We start from the raw sequence: 24597 nt of genomic DNA on the forward strand, positions 1-24597 counted from the left end.
TTCAAAAAACGAGTCAATACAATTTAATGCCATGTCTGATCATTTAACAGAAGATAAAGAAAAGTCTAAAATAATTATTGGTACCCGAGGGAGTGAGCTCGCATTATGGCAAGCTAATTACGTTAAGGATCTTTTGTCTAACATCGGACTTGATTCGGAGTTAAAAATCATTAAAACTCAAGGCGATAAAATTCTTAACTTAAGTTTTGATAAGCTTGAAGGCAAAGGCTTTTTTACAAAAGAACTTGAAGAGGAGCTTTTAAATGGGACTATCGATCTTGCTGTTCATTCTCATAAAGATTTACCGACTAATCATCCTGAAGGTTTAATTATAGCTGCAGTTTCTGAGCGTGAAGATCCTGCTGAGCTTCTTTTAATCTTGAAGGATTGTGTTGATGTTCAGCATAAATTATCTTTGAAATTTGGGGCTATGGTTGGTACATCGTCTAACAGACGAAAGGCACAGCTTTTGGCAGTTCGCCCAGATCTTGAAATTGAAGAGCTTCGTGGGAATGTGATTACAAGAATCCAGAAGTTAAGGGATGAAAAATATGATGCTATCATGCTTGCTAAGGCAGGTGTTTTGCGCTTAGGGCTCGATTTAAGTGAATTTTATGTCGAGGAGTTGGAGCCTAATGAATTGATTCCTGCGCCTGCTCAAGGTGTTTTGGCTTATCAAATTCGTGAAAGCGATACCGCTCTTTTTGAAAAGCTTCAAGCCATTAATAATAAGGATATTGCAGAGCAAATTGGTATCGAAAGGAAAGTGTTGAACCTATTTGAGGGTGGCTGTCAAATGCCTTTGGGATGTTATTGCCGTAAGGATGGTAATACGTTTCAAATCTGGACTTCCAAGGCGGATGATGGTGATGATTTTCCGGATAGACTTTTCACTGAATCTCAAACATCTGAAGGAATTGCTGAAAAGATTGTTGCAAAATTTGCTCCTAATCGGGAATTTCCCAAAAATATATTTATTACCCGCGAACTTTCTGAATCAAGCTACCTAAAACACTCCATGGCTAAGCATGGCGTTGAAGTGGAGGGGCGCTCTTTAATTCGGACTTTCCCATCGATTAATAAATTGGATTCATTTATTTTTAGAAATATAGATTGGGTTTTCTTCAGTAGTAAGAATGCGATTGAGTATTTCTTCAAATTAGAGCCCCAACTTCCTAAAAAAGTCAAATTTGGAGTCTTGGGTAGAGCTTCCGAGGATGCACTACGTCTCCATGGTAAAAAAGCCGATTTTAATGGTGAAGAGGAGGGTATTGATACAAGCGATATCGCTAAAGAATTTGCTAAACTTGCCAATGGTAAAAATGTTCTTTTCCCAAGTGCAAAAGGCTCTTTAAAGACTATTCAAAAGGAATTATCTGCTGATACTAAAATACTTGAATTGACTGTTTATGAGACTGTTAGCGCAGATGATGTTGAAAAATCTAATGCTGAAGTCTTGATTTTTACAAGTCCCTCAAACGTAGATTCCTATTTTGCCAAGAACTTGCTTGAGCCTGATCAAAAGGTAATTTGTATTGGTAAAACAACAGGGCAGAAATTTGATGAAATGGGTGTTAAATATACTTTGCCATTTTCGCCTGATGAAATAGGCTTGGCAGAGGCCGTATTTGCGCTCGACTAATTTAAAATATAGCATGGATAATATGTTAATTCGCCCTAGGAGACTAAGAAAAACGCCGATTTTGCGCGAGATGGTTGCAGAAACCAGATTGTCGAAGGATATGTTCATTTATCCTTATTTTGTTGTTCCTGGCAAAAATGTGGTTCATGGTATTGATGCAATGCCTGGAATTAATCATTTTTCAGTTGATACACTTTTGAAGGATGTTGAGAAATCCTTGAAAGTGGGACTAAACAAAGTATTGCTTTTTGGTGTTGGTGAAGAAAAGACGGAGGATGCCAGCTCTTCTTTCGATAAAAATTCGATCGTAGCAAACGCGGTGCGTGGATTAAAAAAGGCTTTCGCAGACGATATTTACATAGTTACTGATGTGTGTACTTGTGCATACACTACGCACGGTCATTGTGGGATACTTCACGACAATTATGTACAGAATGATCAAACTGTTGATATTTTAGCACAAATGGCCTTGGCGCATGCTCAGGCAGGTGCTGATATGGTTGCTCCTTCGGATATGATGGATGGACGAATTCGTGGGATGCGTGAAAAATTGGACCAGCATGGCTTTGTAAACACTGCCATTATGAGTTATAGCATAAAATTTGCTTCAGCTTATTATGGTCCTTTTAGAGAAGCTGCCGATTCAGCTCCAGGCAAGGGCGATAGAAAGGCCTATCAGATGGATTTTAGAAATCCTCGTGAAACGATGCGCGAATCTGCTCTTGATGAGCAGGAAGGCGCTGATATTCTGATGGTTAAGCCAGCATTAGCCTATTTAGACGTTATTCAAAATTTAAGAGCTAGCACCAATTTACCAGTTGCTTGTTATAATGTTTCAGGCGAATATTCGATGGTTAAAGCAGCAGCAGCAAATAATTGGATTGATGAGCAGAAAGTAGTCATGGAAAATATGTATGCCTTTACTAGAGCAGGAGCTAATATTATAATTACTTATCATGCTAGAGAAATTTTGGAGAAAAACTGGATGTAAGTGAGTTGACAGTTGTGAGTTGACAGTTGTCAGTTATCAGTCGAACGACATCTGAAATTTTCTACTAACTACTAATTACTAACTACTAACTACTATAATAATAATGTTAGAATCAATAAAAAAGATATTTTCTGGATCAGAGGAAGAGCCCATTGTTAATTCTACGGTTAAGCCGGATATTTCTAGAGTGAAGTCGGCAGAATTATATGAAAAATCAAAGACTTTTTTCCCTGGTGGCGTAAATTCGCCAGTTAGAGCCTTCAAGTCGGTTTATGGAACACCACTATTCATTCAAAAGGGTGATGGTTGTTTTATTTGGGATGCGGATGGCAATCAGTTTATTGATTTTTGTGCTTCTTGGGGACCATTAATCTTGGGTCATAACAATACGGCAGTCCGTGAAAAAGTGACTGAAGTAATGCAGAATGGTATGAGTTTTGGGGCTCCTACAGCTCTTGAAAATCAGTTAGCTGAACTCATCCTTAAGCATAATAAATTCATTAAAAAGCTTCGTTTTACGAGTTCTGGAACAGAAGCGGTTATGTCGGCGGTTCGTTTGGCACGTGGTTATACCAAGCGCGATAAAATCATCAAATTTGAAGGTTGCTACCATGGTCACCTTGATTCATTACTGGTAAAAGCGGGTTCAGGTTTAGTAACTTTCGGTGAAACATCCTCTGCGGGCATCCCAAAATCTGTGGCGGATGAAACAATTGTTATTCCGCTAAACAATATCCAAGCTGTAGAACAAGCATTTGAACAATTTAAAGATCAAATTGCGGCTGTAATAATTGAACCTATTCCAGCTAACAACGGACTATTACTTCAAACTAAAGAGTTTTTAGAATTCTTGCGTAGCATTTGCACAAAAAATAAGTCATTATTGATTTTTGATGAGGTTATTTCCGGATTTAGAGTCGGATTTGAAGGTGCAGCAGGTTATTATGATATCCAACCAGATATTATCACTTATGGTAAAATTATAGGTGGAGGATTGCCGGTAGGGATGTATGGCGCCTCTGAGGAGATTATGGGCATGATTTCGCCAGATGGCCCTGTTTATCAGGCAGGTACATTATCTGGGAATCCAGTAGCCATGGCAGCAGGCATCGCACAATTAACAGAATTATCTAAATCAAGTTTTTACAAAGATTTGAATGCCAAAACTGCTGAATTTGTGGAGTCTATTCAACGCTATGCAACTGCTAAAAATTATAAATTTAAGGTTTTTACAATAGGTTCTATTTTTTGGTTTGCATTTACAGAGTTGGAAAGTATCAGCTGTGCTGAAGATATCAATCCAGCAAGCATGGAAAAATTCAAAATCATGCATAGAGAGCTATTAAATCGAGGTATTTATCTCGGTCCCTCTGGCTATGAAGTCGGTTTTGTTTCATCAGCACACTCAAAAATTGAACTAGAGAAGGCAAAACGTGCTATTTTCGAGAGTTTGGATATTGTTTTTAAGGGTCAAAGAGCATGAGAAGACCGCTTATCATATTTTATGGACTAATTGTTTACACCGTAATTCAAGTAATATGGTGGGGCAGGTTATTGCTTGCTGCAAAGCCTGATAGTCTGGGTATGATAATCGGTGAAAGTTCTGTTTTTATATTTATTTTCCTTGTTGGTGCTTTTTACATGCATAAAGCCATTAAAGGCGAACGTAAATTGCATAATCAGCAACGTAATTTTTTGCTTTCCGTAACGCATGAGTTAAAATCGCCATTGGCTTCCATTAAATTATATTTGGAGACTATCATTAAGAGAGATTTGGATGCAGAGCAGCGGAAATCATTTTTGACTAACTCTTTAAAGGATATTGAGCGTCTTGATGATTTGGTAGAAAATATGCTCATCGCCACAAAAATTGAAAGTAAATCTTACACTTTTCCTAAGGAACAGTTTAACTTTTCACAGCTTGTTAATTCTGTTGCAGATCGTTTGCAATTGCATGCCTGTAGTTCTCATGTGATTAAAACGAAGGTTGATCCCCTGATTTTTATTAATGGAGATAAATTTGCGCTTACATCAGTAGTAACCAATTTGGTTGAAAATGCCGTAAAATACTCTCCACCTTGTGCCGAAGTGAATGTAATTTTGAAACAAAAAGGTACGCAAATAACCTTAATTGTTTCCGATTCTGGGATTGGTATCAATGATCAAGAAAAATCACGTATTTTTGATAAATTTTATCGGGTGGGAAGTGAGGAGACTCGCAAAACAAAGGGGACAGGTTTAGGTTTGTTTATTGTTAAGCAAGTTCTTGATAAGCACCAGGCTACAATTAAAGTGAAAAACAACAATCCTTCGGGGACTATCTTCGAAGTTATATTTAACGCACATGCTAATTAAACAAAGAATACTCCTAGTAGAAGATGAAGAGCATCTTCTCGAGGCCATCAAATTAAATTTGGAGCTTGAAGGATACAAGGTTTCCACAGCTACAGATGGGAAAAAGGCTTTAAAGATATTCAAGGAAGAACGGTTTAACTTAGTTATTCTTGATGTGATGCTGCCCGAAATTGACGGTTTTCAAGTCGCAGAGACTATTCGTCTTGAAAATTCGGAAGTTCCAATCATGTTTTTAACAGCCAAAAACACGAGCGAAGATCGTGTTATGGGTTTGAAAAAAGGTGCTGACGATTACTTGGTAAAGCCTTTTAACCTTGAAGAATTGATTTTAAGAGTTGCCAATCTTGTAAAGCGTAGCCTTAAAGGAGATGAACTGAAGGAATTAAATTCATATAAAATTGGAGATAAAACCATTTATTTCAATTCATTTGAGTTAAAGAGTGACGATGGAACGATAACTCCACTTACTAAAAAGGAGACGATGCTTCTTAAATTATTAATTGAGCGTCGTAATGAGGCGGTTTCAAGAGAGCAGATTCTTGAAACAGTTTGGAATTATGATGTTTATCCATCCACTAGGACTATTGATAATTTCATTCTGACATTCCGTAAATATTTTGAACCAGATCAGAAGAATCCGACATATTTTCATTCCATCCGTGGGGTTGGCTATAAATTTATTGATAATCACTAAAAATGCTTACTAGAAAGGCTCGATTGTGGGTTATTTTAATTGCTGTAATTTTACTTTTCTGGACGATCTATCAAGGAGTTTATGAAATAAGTGCGGCAGTGGTTTTAATGATTGGCTTCCTAATTTGGGGCTATTTTAGAGAAGGAACGGTGGTAATGGCAGCGCGAGAATTTCATGCTAAAAACTACGAAGAAGCTGAAATTTTATTAAGAGAAATTGAGGATCCTGATCGTTTAGGAAGGCATCGTCGTGGTTTTTATGAGTTTATTTATGGGAACTTAGAACTTCATAAACATAATTATGAAGAGGCTGAAAAGCACTTTCAAATTGCAAGTCGATTTCCATTACGTAACCAAAATGATAAAGCCATTGTATTGGTACATTTGGCAAATATAAACCTTCGCAAGAAGGATAAAGAAAAGGCGAAAGCCTATGTTGAGAAAGCTAAAACCTTTAAAATCTCAGCGAGAGTAAAAAATATTATCGAAAAGATTGAATCTGAAATTTAAATAACGTGAGCGCGAATAACATTCAAGAGAGCCTATTTTTAAGGGCTGCATTTTCAAAAAGTACCGAACGTCCTCCAGTGTGGATGATGCGTCAAGCAGGTAGATTTATGCCCGAATATTGGGAAATTAAAAATAAATACTCATTCCTGGAGATGTGTAAAACTCCGGAAATTGCTGCAGACGTCACCATGTTGCCTGTAAACCTTTTAGGTATCGATGCAGCAATTCTGTTCTCGGATATATTGGTAACGGCAGAAGCGATGGGTGGTGATTTGAGCTTTACTCAAGGTGTGGGACCGAAATTTGCTAATCCAGTACGTAATCAAGCAGATGTTGATAGACTTTTGACCGATGTAGATGATAAACTTCAATACGTTGCTGATGCTATAAAAGTGATTCAGCAAAGGTTAAATGGCAGCATTCCTTTAATTGGCTTTGCTGGCGCTCCTTTTACGGTAATGAGTTATCTTGTTGAGGGCGGTTCGTCAAAGGATTTTAAATTGACTAAGCTGCTGATTCATAATCATCCTGAATTGGCGCATCAATTGCTAGCCAAAATTGCTAAGGTTACTATTGATTATTTAAATCTTCAAATTGATGCAGGAGTAAATGCTTTACAATTATTTGATAGCTGGGCTCTTGCTTTATCATGGGATGATTATAAAGAATTCTCACATAATTATAACACAGAAATTATCTCTAAACTGAATAGAAAGGATATTCCAATTATTTCATTCTGCAAAGGAAGCTCCGTTTTTGCACCTTTAATGGCCGAATCAAAGCCTGATGTGATTTCTATCGATTGGAATGCAGATTTATTAGATATTAAGAGAACATTACCCGCAGGAATTGCAGTTCAAGGAAATTTAGATCCTCATATTTTATATGCTGATAAAAAGGTAATAAAGGAAAGAATCCATCGTCTTTTTGAACGTATGCGTGGCGAAAATGGCTTTATTTTCAATTTAGGACATGGTATTATGCCAGATATCCCATTTGATAATGTGAAATATGCTGTTGAATTAATGAAGGAATTTAGATATTAATTGAAAGCCTAGCTTTTAATTATTTAACAAGCAAAACATGGCCTATTTATACTTAAAATCCATTCACATCATTTTTGTGGTCAGCTGGATGGCAGGCTTGTTTTATATTGTACGCCTATTTATCTATCATGTGGAGGCCAAAGAACGACCAGAATCTGAAAGATTAACCCTGCAAGCTCAGTTTGAGATCATGCAGCATAAGCTTTGGTACATCATCACCACACCAGCTATGGCACTTTCGGTATTAGCGGGTATAGGCATGATTTGGGTAAACCCCAATTTGCTGAATATGAGTTGGATGTTGGTGAAACTTGCTTTTGTTGTTGGCTTATTGATCTATCATTTCATGTGTCAACAAATCATGAATAAGCTAAAGCGAGGCGTTTTTACTTGGACATCCACCCAATTACGTTTATGGAACGAATTGGCAACCATATTTTTGGTAGCCATTGTGTTTACCGTTATTTTAAAAAGTGCGGTAGATTGGATTTATGGATTAACCGGACTAATTGTTTTTAGTGCTGTGATCATGTCGGCCGTTAAGATTTATAAGTATTATCGTTTAAAAGGAAAATAAATTAGATTCTGTGTTTCTTTAATATTAGATTTATATTATTGAAATGAAAAACAATTTGTCTGATTTATAATTCCTAATGAAGAGATTTCTACCTTTTTTATTGCTTCTCAGCATTTTTAATACCTCTATTGCCCAAATCTCAACAGATAGTTTAGAGTATCGAATTCGTCCGGATAGCCTCAAAACAGGTGAACTTCATTTAAGCGTTCAAAGTTTCAACTTTATGAGAAACTATGAATATTTCAATAAAATTCAGGATGGTTATACTTTGTTTGGGACTCAGATTGAGCCTCAATTAGTGTATTATCCACATCCACAATTAGCAATTAGTGCGGGTGTACATCTACAAAAAGATTTTGGTGCAAGAGGTTTTTATCGTACGCTTCCGCTTTTTAGTGTGAAGTTTAAAAACGGGAATACTACACTTATCAATGGAGTTTTGGAAGGGAATATCCATCACCGCATAGTAGAACCTATCTTTGATTTTGAAAAGAGAATTACTGATCCTGTTGAATATGGGACGCAGTTTATGCTTGAGAATAAATCCTTGTTTTTGGATGCTTTTATCAATTGGAAGCGTATGATTTATAAGCCATCACCAGTACAAGAGGAAGTATTGGGTGGAATATCTGCAAACTATAAACTGCTAAAGGGTTCGAATATTCAGCTTTCTATTCCGCTACAGCTGGCTGTTTATCATAAAGGAGGACAGATTGATGAGACTTCGGATCCTCTCGAAACATTTGTCAACTCGGCGGTGGGTTTGATGTTAAAAGTGCCTATGAAAGGTTTTGTCAAAGCTTTTAGGACAGAGAACTATTTAATTGGATATAATGATTTTTCGTTCACACGTATTCAAGCTTTTAGCAAGGGGCATGGTTGGTTTTTAAATGCTGGAATTGACACCCATCATGGATCTTTATTGGGAACATATTGGAATGGGATGTCGTTTATTTCACATAATGGAATGCCATTGTATCAAAGTGTTTCGCAACATATTAACCATGTTGGTTATACAGAAAAAAACAGAAAATTAATTATGCTTCGCTATTCCTATCAGAAGCAATTAATTCCCAATCTATACCTTGATTTCAGATTTGAACCATACATGGATTTAGGTCGCCCAGCTGGATCAAGAAAGATTGAATTTTCTAATTCTTCTTTCTTGGTTTATAAGCAATCTTTTAAGGTATTGAAACCGAAGGAGGAGAGGTAATTCGATTCATAAACCATTCTTTTTATTAATTTTTATGAAGAAAATACTTTTCATTTTTCTGTTTACCATTATTTCAAACCTAGTGTTTTCGCAAAATGAAAAACATAATGTGGTTTTTAAGGATTTCAAAGAAAATTATAATCGAGGCAATTTTGAAAATATTTTCAATGGTTTTTCTGATGAAATGAAAAATGCTCTACCGATTGAAAAAATAAAGGAGTTTCTCGGGGGACTAAAATTACAAGCTGGAAATATAGAGGATGGTGCTTTTGTGAAATTTGAAAATCAAAGCTTTGCCGTTTACAAAACTGAATTCGAAAAATCAATTTTAGCAGTCAATATTTCTATTGATGATAAAAATTTGATAAATGGCTTCTATGTTAAACCATTTGTGGATGAAGTCACTCTTAATAGGGTAAATGCTTTATCTGAATTCCCAAGTGAGATTGCTAATAGTATTTATTCTCAAGCGAAAAATTTGCCTAATAAGACCCAATTTTCAATTGCGGTCTTAAAAGATGGTGATGTAAGTTATTATGGAGTGCTTATTGAAAATGACACTATAAATTCAATAAAAAACTTTAATAGAATTTTTGAAATTGGCTCAATTACCAAAGTTTTTACATCTACTGTTTTAGCTTCCTTAGTAATTGATAAAAAACTAGATTTAAATAATTATGTAAATGATTATTATTCAATCGATTTTAAAAATAGCGTAAAAATAAACTTTTCGGATTTAGCTAATCATACTTCTGGTTTACCTCGGTTGCCAGAAAACTTTGATTTATCAAATGAGATTAATCCTTATAGGAATTATGGAGAAAAGGATTTGAATGAATATTTGAGAAATATCTTAGAAATAAAAAATAGTGTTGAAAAGAAGTACGACTATTCGAACTTAGGTGCTGGTTTACTTGGGTATACCTTAGGAATTAGCCAAAAAACCAATTTCAATGATTTATTGCAAAAAAGAGTTTTCAATAAATATAAAATGAAAAACTCATATACTAGTCCGAAGGGAATTGAATTTAATATTGTGAAGGGTTTGGATACCAAAGGTCAAGAAATTCCTAATTGGGAATTTGATGTTCTTTTTGGGGGAGGTGGAATATTGTCAAGTACTGAAGATCTGGTTAAATTTTCTAGAGCACAGTTTGATAAAAGTAACAAAGAACTGGAATTAACTAGAAGTGCGACTTTCAATATAAACGATAGGATGAAAATAGGTTTAGGATGGCATATTTTAAAGACGGATAAAGGGTCTGATTGGATTTGGCATAATGGTGGTACCGGTGGTTATTCATCGTCGATGGTTTTGGATGTTGAAAAGAAGAACGGTGTGATTGTTTTATCGAATGTATCTGCTTTTAATCCTCAGATGCCTAATATTGAAAAGTTGTGTTTTGGATTGATGAAAATGGTTAAGAATTAGTTTTATTACTTAGAAAGTTATCTCAATTTACCCTTTGTTAAAATTCTATGCGGTGAAAAATTAAATTAATCACCGCATTTATGCGGTGATTAATTTGTATATTTACCGCAAATTATTTATTATGCCAAAATACATTTACGAGCATAAAAACTGGACTGATTTTTCATGGGATGATAAAGCTATCAATTCGGTTTTTGGGGAAGTTAAACTTAAGCAGGGTAGAATTATTGGGCAGATGAATGCTCTTGGTTTTTCTAATAAGGAGGATGCTACTCTAAATGCGCTAACCTTAGATGTTGTAAAATCATCTGAAATAGAGGGCGAAATCCTTAATTATGAACAAGTACGTTCATCAATTGCAAGACGCTTAGGTATCAATACTGCTGGTCTTGTTTCTAGTAGTCGTCATATTGAAGGAATCGTAGAAATGATGCTTGATGCTACCCAAAGGTATTATTTGCCTTTAACCGAAGATCGCTTGTTGGGTTGGCATGCAGCTTTATTCCCTGCGGGTTATAGCGGCCCATATAAAATTGAAGTTGGTAAATATCGGACTGGCGAAATGCAAATTGTTTCGGGTGCTATCGGCAGAGAGAAAGTTCATTATGAAGCAGTAAAATCCAAATTGGTTAAAATGGAAATGGATAAATTTTTGGACTGGTTCAATAGTGATAGCACTTTAGATCTTGTATTAAAAGCGGCTATAGCTCATTTTTGGTTCATTATCATTCATCCATTTGATGATGGAAATGGTAGGATTGCCAGAGCGTTAACTGATATGTTATTAGCAAAATCAGAGGGAAGTGGGGAGCGTTTTTACAGTATGTCAAGTCAAATATTAATAGAGCGTAAACGTTATTATGACGTATTGCAATCAGTACAACATAGTTCAAAAGATATTAGCGAATGGTTAAACTGGTTTTTAAATTGCCTGAATAAGGCTATGCTAATGACTGAAGATGCGGCACAAAGTATTCTGCATAAATCTGTTTTTTGGAAATTACACGAAAATACACCCATTAATGAACGTCAACGCTTAATAGTGAATAAACTTTTTGATGGTTTTGAAGGTAAACTCCAAAGTTCTAAATGGGCGAAAATAACCAAGGTTTCTAGCGATACTGCTTTGCGTGACATCAAAGATTTAATTGAAAAAGGTATCTTAAAGCAAACAAATGAAAAAGGGCGAAATGCAAATTATGAATTATGTGCTTTTGAACTCAAATAATAAGCAATTATTTGGTGCTTAAAATTTAATTTGTCCATATAGGGAAATTCAACAAAACAGAATGTCTAATTTATAATAGTTCGGGATTAATTATGGCTAGGAAAGTCTAATAAGTGTTTTTTAGTCATTCCCCTTGCAAATCCCATTTTATTTTCGTATATTCTGTAATTGCGTAAATAACTCTTCTTCTTTATCCGTCAAGTTAACGGGTATTTGAACGCTATATTCTATGTATAAATCCCCGAATAGATTATCCTTCTTATAAATAGGAAAACCTTTGCCTTTTAATTTCACTTTGGTGCCATTTTGGGTGCCAGGTTTTACATTCAACTTAACTTTTCCATTAAGGGTTTCAATTTGAATTTCGCCTCCTAAAATAGCGGTGTATAAATCAATTTCATGGTTTTTATGAAGATCATTGCCTTTACGTTTAAATTCAGGATCTTCATTTATTAGGAAGGTGAGAAATAAATCGCCGTTCGTTGAGCCATTTCTTCCAGCAGCTCCATGTCCCTTAATTTTAATGGTTTGTCCGTTTTCAACTCCTGCCGGAATTGTGAGTCGGATGTTTTTGCCATTTATCGTGATAGTCCGTTTTTGCGTGGTATAAACATCCCTTAAATTAAGTCTCAGTTCCGCATTTAAATCCTGCCCCTTTACATTGGCTTGTCTTCCCGATCCTCCAAACATCGAACTGAAAAAATCAGAGAAGTCGCTATCGCCGAAATTTCCATTATAGCCTTGCTGCCTTCTAGAGCTTCTTGGTCCCGCCGACTCATATTGATTAGCATGTTTCCAATCCTTCCCAAACTGATCATATTTTTTCCTTTTTGCAGGGTCGCTCAATACCTCATTAGCCTCATTTACCTCTTGAAATTTTTTTTGAGCATTTTGATCGTTAGGATTTACATCCGGATGGTATTTCCTCGCTTGCTTGCGATATGCATTTTTAATTTCCTTGTCGCTTGCACTTTTGTCAATACCCAATATTTGATAGTAATCTACAAATGCCATGAATTAAGATTTATTTGAGGTGAAATGAAAAATGCACCATAATGACCAGAATGATACTAATTTACTGAAATTTTGCCATTTTTTGATGATAATTTTTAATTATTTTATTGTGGATGCAACTCTTTTTTAAAGTTTAGCATCTTACCTTTAAAGAATATGAATTTGACTCACGCGTACACGATTGATAGTCTGCTTGAGGGATGTAAAATGGGTGATCGAAAATCCCAGGAAAGTCTCTATAAAACACTTTCATCAAAAATGATGGGTGTTTGTATGCGCTATGCAAAGGATACGAATGAGGCGGAGGATGTTTTGCAAATGGGTTTTATAAAAGTTTTTCAGAAGGTTTCTGAATTTAGAGGAGAAGGTTCTTTTGAGGGTTGGATTAGAAGAATTATGGTGAATACTGCTATTGAATCTTATCGTAAAAACCTTAGAAATTTAAATGTGGTGGATATTGATGAGGTGTACGATCAGCCGCAGAGTACATTTGACATGAGTGGATTAGAGATGAAAGATTTACTTAAACTGGTGCAGCAGCTTTCAAATGGCTACCGATTAGTATTTAATATGTATGTGATTGAGGGTTTCTCACACAAGGAAATAGCTGCCGAGCTCGGGATTAGTGAAGGGGCATCAAAGTCTCAATTATCAAGAGCGAGGTCAATATTAAAAGAAAAAATAATTAAAATGGAGGGCTTAAATTATGCATCCCATATCGGATAAAGAATTGGATAAATTATTTCAGCAGCGTTTTGAAGATCTTCAAGTAGAACCTTCAAATGCGGTTTGGGAAAAGATTTCCAATAGCTTGGATAAGAAAAAACCGGCAAAAAAGACTTTTTCTATCTTCTGGATGGCTGCTGCGAGTATTGTAGTGGTACTTTCTGCCGGATTATGGTTTACAAAATCAGATGAGAAAATCATAGCTAAAGGCAGTATCGAAATTGTTCAAGAGGAAAATAAAGTGATTGAGCAAGACGCTGTAAGTGAGGGTCTTAAGGTTACTAGCGAAGAGGAATCTGTCCCGGTTTTGATAAGTAAGTCATTGGAAAATAAAGTAGCTAATGATTTGCCAAAAGCAGAACCAACTTTAGTAAATGAAGTTGTGAAGGTAATTCCCGAAATAAAAGCTTCTGAAGAGCCATCTGGGGAAGTTATTGTTTCGAATGTTATCAAGAGGCCAATTGTCATTCAGCCTAAACAGCCAGTGAAAGTCCCGGCGAGATACTCCGGTGATCAGTCGGCACTCGATTTAAGCCAGCCTGATTTAAGTCGTGAGGTTTTAACCGCCTCAATTAGTGCCCAAGATCGAAATTCTACAGATGGATTTAATTCAAGAAATAGGAAAGTTAAGGGAGTGGGAGGTTTAGTGAACTTCGTAATTGCGCAAGTAGATAAACGTGAAGATAAACTGATTGAATTTACAGAAAGTGATGAGGGCACTGAAGTATCAGGAATAAATTTAGGACTATTAAAAATAAAAAGTAAGAAGTAAAATCTATTGAAATGAAAAGAACATTAATTTTTGTTGCCCTTTGTATGGCATTGACAAGTGCGAATGCACAGGATAAAAAGGATACTGCACTTGTGATTAGTAGTGATACTATTGGTGACTATAAAAAAAGTGTAGTGATTAAAATTGGTAAAATAGAAATTGTTAAAAAGGATAGCTCGAAAGTTGTTGTAAAGCCAAAAGATAAGCTCAAGCTACATTTTACTGCCACCCGTTTTGATTTTGGTATAAGTACCTATCTTGATAATGGTAGTTTTACCTTAAGTCCTGCAAATGCTTTTTTAGAGCGCAATAACTCAAAAAGTAGAAATTTTGCATTTGATTTCCTGGAAATGGGCTATCGTTTTAATAAAAATTTTAAAATTTATACTGCTGCAGGACTTGATTGGACGCACATGCGCTTAAGGCAAAATATCACCATTCAAAAGTCGGCACCTACACTTAGCTATGTAACTGAGTCAGTTGATTTCAAGAAGAATCGTTTTTCAAGCCAATATCTACGTATTCCTTTGGCTTTTCAATTCCGTTCAAATCCTATTAAAAAAGGGGATAGAATTGAGTTTGTAATTGGTCCAGAAGTTGGTTTCCTATTGAATGGAAAGGTTAAGCAGGTGAGCAAAGAAAATGGTAAAGAGAAATTTAAGGATGATTATAATTTAAATCCTTTCAGATATGGAGCCGTTGCAAGATTGGGTTATGGCGGAACAGGAATTTACGTAAAATATTATGGTACAGATGTTTTTGCTGAAGGTCAAGGTCCTACAGATTTCAAAAATTTAGCATTCGGAATTTCTTTTGGCATGTAAAAAATATCTTCAAAACCCCGCCTTTGCTATCATGCTTAGGCGGGGTTTTTTATTATATTTGAATCCATGTCGCAGCCTATAATTTCTCTCCAAAATATCAGTAAGCATTATTCTGAGGATTCTTCAGCGGGTGTTAATTCAATAAATCTTAGCATTCAAAAAGGTGATTTTATTGCTATTGTTGGCGAAAGTGGAAGTGGTAAGAGTACTTTGCTGAAATTAATTTACGGACTTTTAATGCCCGATTCGGGCGAGATTGAATTTAAAGGTAAGCCTCTTCATGGTCCCATTGAGAAATTAATCCCGGGCCACGAATCGATGAAAATGCTCAATCAAAATTTCAACCTCAATATTTATGCGAGGGTATATGAAAATATTGAAAGCATGCTCTCAAATGAAGATTTGAAGTCTAAAAAAGAGAAGGCTCAGTCGATGATGAATTTTCTCAGAATTGATCATTTAGCCAATAAAAAAATCATTGAGTTGAGTGGGGGTGAGCAGCAGCGTGTGGCATTAGCAAGAGCAATTATTACTGAGCCAGAGGTTTTATTGTTGGATGAGCCTTTCAGTCAGCTGGATGCATTACTAAAAACTCAATTCCGTGCCGATTTAAAAAGGTTAAATGAGGAGCTTGGAATTACGGTGATTCTTGTCTCACACGACCCTGTGGATGGATTAACCCTTTCAAATCAGATGATCATTTTAAAAGATGGAATTTTGATGGAATCGGGCAAGCCAGATCAAATATATTTATCGCCAGCACATATTTATACAGGAAAACTTCTTGGCAATGCCTTTGTTTTATCCGCTGATGAAGCCCAAAAAATGGGTATCAAAGTCAAGAAGGAAAGTGTAATGATTTACCCTGAATGGGTACAGCTAAAAAGTAGCTGGAGCAGTAAAGGATATTTAATAAAGGATATTTTCTTCAAAGGTTTTTATGAAGATTTGCTTTTAGAGCGTGATGATGTTCAGATTATTGCGATGAATCCTAAGCCAGGAATTTATGCTAAAGGGCAGAAAGTGCAGGTGGTAGTTGATAAGTATTTAGAATATTAAGGCCGACCTATTTGGAAATAGGCCAGCCCTAATTCTTTAAATATTTTTGGCTAACCAATCGCCAACTTCGCTAGTTTTATAGGCTTTATTTTTCCCGGAAAGATCTTCAGTGACAATGCCTTCAGCTAATGATTTATTAACCACTTGACGAATTAATTCGGCTTCTTCTTTTAAACCAAATGCATCTTCAAACATCATGGCAGCCGAAAGCACGGTAGCAAGTGGATTTGCAATGTCTTTGCCTGCAGCTTGAGGGTATGATCCATGTATGGGCTCAAATAAAGAGGTGTGTAGGCCTATCGATGCGGATGGCATTAATCCCATTGAACCAGAAATTACTGATGCCTCATCCGTTAAAATATCGCCGAAAAGATTTTCAGTAATCATCACATCATAGGTATTTGGCCATTGAACGAGTCGCATGGCTACTGCATCCACAAATTCATAGCTAACAGTTACTTCTGGATAGTCTTTTTCCATGTCCTGTACCGTTTCTCTCCACAAGCGTGAGCTTTCAAGCACATTGGCTTTATCCACACAGCATAGTTTCTTGCTTCTTGTCATGGCCATTTCAAAACCAATTTTTGCTAGGCGGGTGATTTCATCACGAGTATAAGTACAGGTATCAAAAGCCGTATTTCCATTATCTTTTCTACCTCGCTCCCCAAAATAAATGCCTCCAGTTAGCTCACGAAGAATGATGAGATCTGTTCCTTCGATACGCTCTCTTTTTAAAGGAGAATTATCAATCAGTGAAGGGAAGGTGAAAGTAGGACGAACATTGGCAAATAAACCTAGTTTTTTACGCATTTTTAGAAGTCCTTGCTCTGGGCGGACTGGCGCTTTGGGATCGTTGTCGTATTTAGGGTGACCAATGGCTCCAAAAAGAATGGCATCTGCAGCCATACATACCTCATGGGTAGCATCTGGATAAGGCTCACCAACAGCATCAATGGCGCAAGCACCTGTCAATGCAGATGTCCAGCTAATCTCATGATTAAATTTCTTAGCTACCGCATCACATACTTTTACGGCTTGGTCAATTACCTCCGGACCAATTCCATCTCCGGCTAAAAGGGCAATGTTTAATTTCATTATTTTAGTTATCAGTTGTCAGTTATCAGTTGTGGGTTATAAGTTGTCAGTTATCAGTTGTCTGTCAATCGAATTAAATTAGATGTTTATTTATTTTGTTATTTGTCTTAAGATATTTAAAAAGAGTATAATTCTTGGGCTATTATGGATTAAAGATCTCCGTAATCACACAAATCAAAAAAATCATAGTTCAGACATTTTTATTTAGTATAAAGTAATTAGTATTTAGTATTTAGAAATGAGTTATTTAGAAATTTTGTTAATAAATAACTATGTCCTTAATCTTTGCTCCTTATTCCTTTCTCCCTATTCCTTACTCTTTTCCATCCACCATATCAGTTGTCGTATGTCTGTCAACTGCCAACCGATAACTGACAACTCAATTATATAATATTCAGCATTTTTTGTGTCGATTTAATCGCACATACCGTTTGATCGGAATCTAAACCTCTTGTAATAAATTTCTTGTTTGGTGTTTCCCAAGTAATAATTGTTTCACAAAGAGCGTCAGAATTACTGCCAGGAGCAATTCTTACTGCATAATCAATCAACTTCGGTAAACATAAATCTTTTTTGGCATAAACCTTGGTGAGGGCCTTCATAAAGGCATCAAATTGTCCATCGCCTTGTGCATTTGCTTCAAAAAGTTCGCCATCAATTCTTACAGATATTGTTGCAGAGGGTCTCAAACCCTTAGAATGGGTTAATACATAAGATTCAACAACCACCTTATCAACGGCAGTATTGCTGTTTAGTACATCTGAAATGATATAAGGTAAATCTTCTTTTGTAACCGTTTCCTTCATGTCGCCGAGCTCGATAACGCGTTGGGTGACTTTTTTCAGATCCTCATCACTTAATTTAAGTCCCAGTTCTTGTAGATTTTTCTCAATATTAGCCTTTCCAGATGTTTTTCCGAGGGCATAGCTTCGTTTTCTACCGAATCGCTCAGGCAGAAGGTCGTTAAAATAAAGGTTATTTTTATTATCACCATCTGCGTGAATACCAGCAGTTTGCGTAAATACATTTTCACCGATAATGGGTCTATTTGCAGGAATTCTAATCCCAGAGAAAGTTTCAACGAGCTTGCTTACTGTATAAATAGCTTCTTCATTAATATTATTTTCTAACTCAGGCATAAAATCATTAAGTGCAGCCACTGCACTAGCAATGGAAGCATTTCCTGCCCTTTCTCCCATTCCATTAACGGTTAAGTGTAAACCATCGGCACCTGCTCTAATTGCCTCTAAAATATTGGCATTTGCTAAATCATAGTCGTTATGAGCATGGAAATCGACATGCATCTCAGGATATCTGGTTTTAATCTCCGAAATGTACTTAAAAGTTTCATTTGGTGTCAAAACACCTAAAGTATCGGGCAATAAGACCCTTTTTATCGGCTGTTTAGATAAAAAATCGAGGTATTGAAACACATAATCAGGGGAGTTACGCATCCCGTTACTCCAGTCTTCAAGGTAAATATTAGTAGAAATACCTAAATTTTGTGCCTGTTCAATTATGGTTTTAATTTCAGAAAAATGTTGCTCTGGACTTTTCTTTAGCTGATGAGTGAGGTGGTTCAAAGAACCTTTGGTCAATAAATTTTGGACCTTCACACCGGCCTTTGCCATCCACTCGATGGAAACCCCTTGATCCACAAAAGAGAGAACCTCAATTTTCTGGGTATAGCCATGGAAATTAGCCCAGTCCATAATAGCCTTAACGGATGCAAATTCCCCTTCAGAAACTCTTGCAGAGGCAATCTCAACACGATCCACTCTAAGTTCTTCAATAAGCAGCTGTGTGATGGTCTGCTTTTCAGATATTGAGAATGAAACTCCAGAGGTTTGTTCACCGTCGCGGAGCGTTGTATCCATTATTTCTATTTTCCTTTTTTCCATTTTACTGCTATTATTTATAAAGGAAGTTTGCTGGCGAATTCTTCTATTTCAGTTTTGATATTTTGCAGATAATCGATGTCGTCGAAGCCATTTACCATATTATCTTTTTTGTAGGCGCTAATCTCAAATGTTTCTTTCTCGCCAGTAGATAAAATGCTGATGCTTTGCTCTGGAAGATTAACTTCTAATTCGGTTTTAGGATCTGCTTCAATAGCACGGAAGATTTTTTCGGCAAATTCCGGACTAACTTGCACGGGTAAAACACCAATATTGAGGCAATTGTTCTTGAAGATATCGGCAAAAAAGCTCGAAACTACACATCTGAAACCATAATCGTATACCGCCCATGCAGCATGTTCTCTTGATGATCCTGAGCCAAAATTCTTCCCACCAACAAGTATTTTGCCACTGTAAAGAGAGTTATTTAGTACAAATTCAGTCTTGGGTGTATTATCTGGATTATATCTCCAATCTCGGAAAAGGTTATCACCAAATCCCACACGCTCTGTAGCCTTTAAAAAACGTGCCGGTATAATTTGATCGGTATCCACGTTCTCTATTGCTAGGGGAACGGCAGTGCTTTTAAGTATATTGAATTTATCGTAAGCCATTTTTATTCTTTTTGATATTCGCTTTTAATTAAATGAGTGTTCTAGGGTCAGTTACTTTTCCAGTTATTGCTGCTGCTGCGGCAACAAGCGGACTAGCAAGCATTGTTCTTGAACCTGGACCTTGACGGCCCTCAAAGTTTCTGTTAGAGGTACTTACTGCATATTTCCCTGCTGGAATTTTATCATCATTCATCGCAAGGCATGCAGAACAGCCCGGCTGACGTAAAGTAAATCCAGCTTCATTTAAAATATCTAACAATCCTTCCTCTTTAATTTGTGCTTCCACAATATGGGAACCAGGTACTAGCCAAGCAGTTACGTGATCAGCTTTTTTCTTGCCCTTTACAATGGATGTAAATGCTCTGAAATCTTCGATACGTCCATTGGTGCAGCTACCTATAAATACATAGTCCACTTTTTTGCCCATCATCGACTCGCCTTCATTAAAGCCCATATAGTTTAATGATTTAGCATAAGATGCAACACCACCCTCTACTTCAGTTGCGTTCGGAATTGATTTTGAAATTCCCATGCCCATTCCTGGATTTGTACCATAGGTAATCATAGGCTCAATAGAATTACCATCAAAGCTATATTCCATATCAAAAACTGCATCAGGGTCAGTTTTTAAGGATTTGTAATAGCTTAGTGCTTTTTCCCAAGCTTCACCTTTCGGACTAAACTCGCGGCCATTAACATAATTTATGGTGGTTTCGTCGGGAGCAATCATGCCGCCTCTAGCCCCCATTTCGATACTTAGGTTGCAAACTGTCATACGGCCTTCCATGGTCATATTTTCGAATACTTCACCTGCATATTCAACAAAATAACCGGTTGCCCCGGATGTGCTAAGCTGTGAAATGATGAACAAAGCCACATCTTTGGGAGTAACACCTTTACCAAGTTTCCCATTGATGTTAATTCTCATTTTCTTAGGTTTTTCTTGCATGATACATTGAGTGGCAAGAACCATCTCAACTTCAGAAGTTCCTATTCCAAATGCAATAGCGCCAAAAGCACCATGTGTGGATGTATGTGAATCTCCACAAACAATAGTTGCCCCGGGTTGGGTAATCCCATATTCAGGACCAACAACGTGCACAATTCCGTTTTTCTGATGTCCCAATCCCCAGTAGCTAATGCCATATTCATTTGAATTAGACTCCAAAGCCTTCAATTGGTTTGCAGAAAGTGGATCTTGAACAGGTAAATGCTGATTTATTGTAGGGGTATTGTGATCAGCTGTCGCGAAAGTCCGACCTGGATACAAAACTTTAATCCCTCTGCTTTTTAGTCCGAGGAAAGCTACCGGACTAGTAACTTCATGGATTAAATGCCTGTCAATAAATAACACATCTGGGCCACCCTCAATCTTTCGAACTACGTGAGAATCCCACACTTTGTCAAATAATGTTTTGCTCATTTTTTTTAGTTTTTAGTACTTAGTACTTAGTATTTTTACTTAGTTATTTTACACAAATTTGTTTAATGCATCTAGATAGGCATTGGCAGAAGCACGAACGATATCAGTGCTAAAACCATAGCCTTTATAGGATTTTCCATTATCTGTAACGCGCATATCTACCTTGCTCACATCATCACTTCCACTATGAATTGCATGGATATTAAACTCCTTGATGTTAAAGCTTTTACCAATAATTTGTTCAATAGCCTTGATTGTAGCATCTACAGGGCCATTCCCTTTAGCTGTGGCTTCGCTATCTTTGCCTTTATAATTAAGGGTTATGGTGGCTTCGGGACTAGCCTGGTCGCCACAAACCACTTTTAGCGCTTTTATTGCTAGTCCGTCTTTATAATTATTTTCTGTTTCATGCCCCATCAGGAATAAGATATCATCATCTTTTATCTCCTTTTTACCGTCTGCGAGTGTCAAGAAACGCTCATAAACCTGATCAAGGTCAATACGTTCGATGGTATAACCCAAACGCTCTAAGTGGTGGTTAAGGGCATGGCGACCACTTCGGGCGGTTAAAATGATCTCTGATTGATCAATTCCAACATCCTCAGGGTTTATAATTTCGTAGGTTTCTCTATTTTTTAAAACCCCATCTTGGTGGATTCCGGAGCTATGTGCAAATGCATTTTTTCCAACAATTGCTTTATTTGGTTGGACAGGCATGCGCATCATACGGCTTACCATTCCGCTTAATTCGTATAAATGCTTACTATTTATTTTATGGGTAAAATTCAAGTTGTGATGAGTTTTAAGGATCATCACAATTTCTTCCAAAGCTGTATTTCCTGCACGCTCACCTATTCCATTGATGGTGCATTCCACTTGTCGGGCACCATTTTGAATACCAGCAATACTATTTGCTGTTGCTAGCCCTAGGTCGTTATGGCAATGCACAGAAATAATTGCTTGGTCAATATTTTTAACGTTTTCTTTCAAAAAACGAATTTTTTCTCCGTATTGTTCAGGAAGGCAATAGCCATTGGTGTCTGGAATATTTACAACCGTTGCACCAGCAGCAATTACCGCTTCTATCATTTTTGCTAAATATTCATTGTCAGCTCTGCCGGCATCCTCAGCATAGAATTCGATGTCTTCGACAAAACTTTTAGCGTATTTAACCGCCTCAACAGCACGCTCCAAAATTGCTTCACGATTGCTATTGAACTTATATTTTATGTGATTATCAGATGCTCCAATTCCTGTATGAATACGTGGTCTTTTAGCAAATTTTAGAGCTTCGGCGGCACAATCGATATCTCCTTGATTAGCTCTAGTGAGTGCACAGATGATTGGCTCACGTACTGCTTTTGAAAGTTCCAATACGCTTTGAAAATCACCGGGACTTGAAATTGGGAATCCAGCCTCAATAACATCTACGCCAAGAATTTCAAGAGACTTGGCAATTTCTATTTTCTCTACCGTAGAAAGCTGGCATCCAGGCACTTGCTCTCCATCTCTAAGCGTGGTATCAAAAATATAGATGCGGTTTGGATCGTGTAACATATCAAATAATTATTCAAGCATTTCTGCTTTTGTTGATTCCCAAAGTGGGAATTTATTCTCTTTTTTATTTTAGTTTTCTGTTAAAAAATCTTGATAATCAATGATTTAAGTGTTATTTTAACAGAATAAAATAGAATTTAAGCTTGCAAAAAATTTACAAGCTTAAATTCATTAAACTTATTTTTCAGGTTGATTTTCAGGGCGTAAGCTTCTTACCGCCTGACCTGCCTGCCAAATTTCGCTATCATGTAAAGTTTTCAGTTCTGCTTCAAGCTTTACACGGTAGTCTGGTTGGCTATTTAATTTGATTGTTCTTTCTGCCTCTTTTCCAGATGCTACGCTTTCATACAATTCATCAAATACAGGTTGAGTTGCATCGCGGAAACGTCCTTTCCAGTCTAAAGCCCCACGTTGTGCAGTTGTAGAACAATTGGCATACATCCAGTCCATTCCATTTTCAGCAACTAAAGGCATCAAACTTTGAGTTAGTTCTTCTACAGTCTCATTGAATGCTTCAGAAGGTGAATGTCCGTTTCTACGTAAAGTATTGTATTGAGCTTCAAAAATTCCAGCGATGGCGCCCATCAAAGTTCCACGCTCACCTGTAAGGTCAGAGTAAACCTCTTTACGGAAATCAGTCTCAAATAAGTATCCAGAACCAACGCCAATACCTAGTGCAATGGCGCGATCTCTACCTTTTCCTGTTGCATCTTGGTGGATAGCGAAAGATGAGTTTAAGCCTTTTCCAGCTAAGAATAAACGACGTAAAGATGTTCCAGAACCTTTTGGAGCTACTAAAATAACGTCAACATCTGCTGGAGGAATAATTCCTGTTTGTTCTTTGTAGGTGATACCAAATCCGTGAGAAAAGTATAATGCCTTTCCTGGAGTTAAATATTTTTTAATTGTTGGCCAAAGAGCAATCTGTCCGGCATCTGATAAAAGATATTGAATGATTGTTCCTTTTTCAGCGGCTTCTTCAATTTCAAATAGAGTTTCGCCAGGTACCCAACCATCTGCAATAGCTTTATCCCATGTTTTTGAGTCTTTACGCTGACCGATAATCACATTAATGCCGTTGTCGCGTAGGTTTAATGCTTGCCCCGGACCTTGAACTCCGTAGCCAATTATTGCTACAGTTTCATTTTTAAGTACTTCACGTGCTTTGTCTAAGGGGAATTCTTCGCGGGTTACTACCTCTTCAACAACCCCACCGAAATTGATCTTTGCCATTTTGTTTTGTTTTTATTTAATGTTATTTATTGATTTTCTTTTTATTGATTTACATGGTGAAAATCTTTTGCCCGTTATTAAGGAACTCATTTTCAGATGTTTCTTCTCCAGGTTCAGCCTTTTCAAATTCACGTAATTTGCGGTTAAATCCTTCACTATGTTTTATGATAGCAACTCTAGCACTACGTACAAATTCTATTAATCCAAAAGGTTGTAAGATCTTAATTAATGCATCTGTTTCTTCGCGGTGTCCAGTAGTTTCAAAAACGGTATAATCCTTACGAATTACTACTGCACGGGCACCATTTTCACGTAGAAGACGCTCTACACTAGCTTTCTCGGCGATAATGTCTGTCGGGACTTTGTAGAGCGCGAGTTCTTGCCAAATCACTTCATCGTTTGTATTGAAGTAAACTTTCAACACCTCAACTTGCTTTTCAATTTGTCGGGAAAGCTTTTTTACCACTTCTTCCGTTTCATTTACCACAATATTAAATCTGTGAATACTTTCAATTTCAGAGGGGGAAGTGTTAAGGCTATGAATATTTATTTTGCGGCGAGTGAAAATAATTGCGATCCTGTTTAGGAGTCCGATTTGATTTTCAGTGTACACCGTAATATTATATTCCTGTTTTCCAGGTGCTTTTTCTGTCTCGTTTTGATTGCTCATTTTTTTCTTTCTAATTTGATGA

23 protein-coding genes are annotated in these 24597 nt (G+C 36.7%); 15 read left to right on the forward strand and 8 right to left on the reverse strand.

All coding sequences use genetic code 11. From position 1 onward, the window contains the following. Window positions 1–31 precede the first annotated feature (31 nt). From hemC to QZ136_RS02165, 11 genes are all read left to right on the forward strand, one after another. Window positions 32–1642 carry a hydroxymethylbilane synthase gene (hemC, locus tag QZ136_RS02115; RefSeq protein ID WP_291399811.1) on the forward strand — a complete coding sequence of 537 codons (1611 nt, stop codon included), beginning with the start codon at window positions 32–34 and terminating at the stop codon, window positions 1640–1642. A gap of 22 nt (window positions 1643–1664) precedes the next feature. Next, window positions 1665–2633, forward strand: coding sequence for a porphobilinogen synthase (gene hemB, locus QZ136_RS02120; protein ID WP_291400062.1), 969 nt, complete (start codon window positions 1665–1667; stop codon window positions 2631–2633). A gap of 103 nt (window positions 2634–2736) precedes the next feature. Continuing rightward, entirely contained in the window at window positions 2737–4116 is a 1380-nt protein-coding gene (gene hemL / locus QZ136_RS02125) for a glutamate-1-semialdehyde 2,1-aminomutase (RefSeq protein WP_291399813.1), read from the forward strand. Beyond that, window positions 4113–4988, forward strand: a complete 876-nt coding sequence (locus QZ136_RS02130) for a HAMP domain-containing sensor histidine kinase (RefSeq protein ID WP_291399816.1) — start codon at window positions 4113–4115, stop codon at window positions 4986–4988. The genes hemL and QZ136_RS02130 overlap by 4 nt, the downstream gene beginning before the upstream one ends. Further along, complete coding sequence (locus QZ136_RS02135) at window positions 4978–5682, forward strand: response regulator transcription factor (RefSeq protein WP_291399818.1); 705 nt, start codon at window positions 4978–4980, stop codon at window positions 5680–5682. The genes QZ136_RS02130 and QZ136_RS02135 overlap by 11 nt, the downstream gene beginning before the upstream one ends. A gap of 2 nt (window positions 5683–5684) precedes the next feature. Next, window positions 5685–6191 (forward strand): tetratricopeptide repeat protein, encoded by a 507-nt coding sequence (locus QZ136_RS02140; RefSeq protein WP_291399820.1) that lies wholly within the window; start codon window positions 5685–5687, stop codon window positions 6189–6191. Between the two features lie 20 nt (window positions 6192–6211). Then, window positions 6212–7237: a uroporphyrinogen decarboxylase gene (gene hemE, locus QZ136_RS02145; protein WP_291400063.1), complete on the forward strand. Its 1026-nt coding sequence runs from the start codon at window positions 6212–6214 to the stop codon at window positions 7235–7237. Window positions 7238–7274: 37 nt separating this feature from the next. Continuing rightward, window positions 7275–7814, forward strand: a complete 540-nt coding sequence (locus QZ136_RS02150) for a CopD family protein (protein WP_291399822.1) — start codon at window positions 7275–7277, stop codon at window positions 7812–7814. 76 nt (window positions 7815–7890) lie between these two features. Then, complete coding sequence (locus QZ136_RS02155; RefSeq protein ID WP_291399824.1) at window positions 7891–9030, forward strand: hypothetical protein; 1140 nt, start codon at window positions 7891–7893, stop codon at window positions 9028–9030. A gap of 34 nt (window positions 9031–9064) precedes the next feature. Continuing rightward, a complete protein-coding gene (locus tag QZ136_RS02160) occupies window positions 9065–10462 on the forward strand; it encodes a serine hydrolase (protein ID WP_291399825.1) in 1398 nt (465 codons plus the stop codon). 121 nt (window positions 10463–10583) lie between these two features. Then, window positions 10584–11690 carry a Fic family protein gene (locus QZ136_RS02165; protein WP_291399826.1) on the forward strand — a complete coding sequence of 369 codons (1107 nt, stop codon included), beginning with the start codon at window positions 10584–10586 and terminating at the stop codon, window positions 11688–11690. A 147-nt stretch (window positions 11691–11837) separates the two neighbouring features. On the opposite strand, the gene QZ136_RS02170 is transcribed toward QZ136_RS02165, so the two are convergent. Next, a complete protein-coding gene (locus QZ136_RS02170) occupies window positions 11838–12704 on the reverse strand; it encodes a J domain-containing protein (RefSeq protein ID WP_291399828.1) in 867 nt (288 codons plus the stop codon). 156 nt (window positions 12705–12860) lie between these two features. Between QZ136_RS02170 and QZ136_RS02175 the strand changes: the two genes are divergently transcribed. The 4 genes from QZ136_RS02175 to QZ136_RS02190 all read left to right on the forward strand — a co-directional run bounded on the left by QZ136_RS02175 (window position 12861) and on the right by QZ136_RS02190 (window position 16085). Continuing rightward, complete coding sequence (locus QZ136_RS02175; RefSeq protein ID WP_291399830.1) at window positions 12861–13430, forward strand: RNA polymerase sigma factor; 570 nt, start codon at window positions 12861–12863, stop codon at window positions 13428–13430. Further along, window positions 13411–14202, forward strand: coding sequence for a hypothetical protein (locus QZ136_RS02180; protein WP_291399832.1), 792 nt, complete (start codon window positions 13411–13413; stop codon window positions 14200–14202). Before QZ136_RS02175 ends, QZ136_RS02180 begins: the two co-directional genes overlap by 20 nt. An 11-nt stretch (window positions 14203–14213) precedes the next feature. Next, complete coding sequence (locus QZ136_RS02185) at window positions 14214–15026, forward strand: outer membrane beta-barrel protein (RefSeq protein ID WP_291399834.1); 813 nt, start codon at window positions 14214–14216, stop codon at window positions 15024–15026. A 66-nt stretch (window positions 15027–15092) separates the two neighbouring features. Further along, window positions 15093–16085, forward strand: a complete 993-nt coding sequence (locus QZ136_RS02190; RefSeq protein ID WP_291399836.1) for an ABC transporter ATP-binding protein — start codon at window positions 15093–15095, stop codon at window positions 16083–16085. A 36-nt stretch (window positions 16086–16121) separates the two neighbouring features. On the opposite strand, the gene leuB is transcribed toward QZ136_RS02190, so the two are convergent. The 7 genes from leuB to ilvN all read right to left on the reverse strand — a co-directional run bounded on the left by leuB (window position 16122) and on the right by ilvN (window position 24575). Beyond that, window positions 16122–17180, reverse strand: coding sequence for a 3-isopropylmalate dehydrogenase (leuB, locus tag QZ136_RS02195; RefSeq protein WP_291399838.1), 1059 nt, complete (start codon window positions 17178–17180; stop codon window positions 16122–16124). Window positions 17181–17563: 383 nt separating this feature from the next. Continuing rightward, window positions 17564–19081 (reverse strand): alpha-isopropylmalate synthase regulatory domain-containing protein, encoded by a 1518-nt coding sequence (locus QZ136_RS02200; RefSeq protein WP_291399839.1) that lies wholly within the window; start codon window positions 19079–19081, stop codon window positions 17564–17566. Between the two features lie 14 nt (window positions 19082–19095). Then, window positions 19096–19692: a 3-isopropylmalate dehydratase small subunit gene (gene leuD / locus QZ136_RS02205; RefSeq protein ID WP_291399853.1), complete on the reverse strand. Its 597-nt coding sequence runs from the start codon at window positions 19690–19692 to the stop codon at window positions 19096–19098. 28 nt (window positions 19693–19720) lie between these two features. Beyond that, window positions 19721–21115, reverse strand: a complete 1395-nt coding sequence (gene leuC, locus QZ136_RS02210; protein ID WP_291399855.1) for a 3-isopropylmalate dehydratase large subunit — start codon at window positions 21113–21115, stop codon at window positions 19721–19723. A gap of 48 nt (window positions 21116–21163) precedes the next feature. Next, window positions 21164–22672 (reverse strand): 2-isopropylmalate synthase, encoded by a 1509-nt coding sequence (locus QZ136_RS02215; RefSeq protein ID WP_291399857.1) that lies wholly within the window; start codon window positions 22670–22672, stop codon window positions 21164–21166. A 177-nt stretch (window positions 22673–22849) separates the two neighbouring features. Beyond that, the gene (ilvC, locus tag QZ136_RS02220; protein ID WP_291399859.1) at window positions 22850–23905 is read right to left on the reverse strand and encodes a ketol-acid reductoisomerase; all 1056 of its coding nucleotides are present in this window, start codon (window positions 23903–23905) and stop codon (window positions 22850–22852) included. Between the two features lie 49 nt (window positions 23906–23954). Further along, window positions 23955–24575 carry an acetolactate synthase small subunit gene (gene ilvN / locus QZ136_RS02225; RefSeq protein WP_291399861.1) on the reverse strand — a complete coding sequence of 207 codons (621 nt, stop codon included), beginning with the start codon at window positions 24573–24575 and terminating at the stop codon, window positions 23955–23957. Between the last annotated feature and the right edge of the window lie 22 nt (window positions 24576–24597).

The organism is Daejeonella sp. (assembly GCF_017495225.1).
GTDB lineage: Bacteria > Bacteroidota > Bacteroidia > Sphingobacteriales > Sphingobacteriaceae > Daejeonella.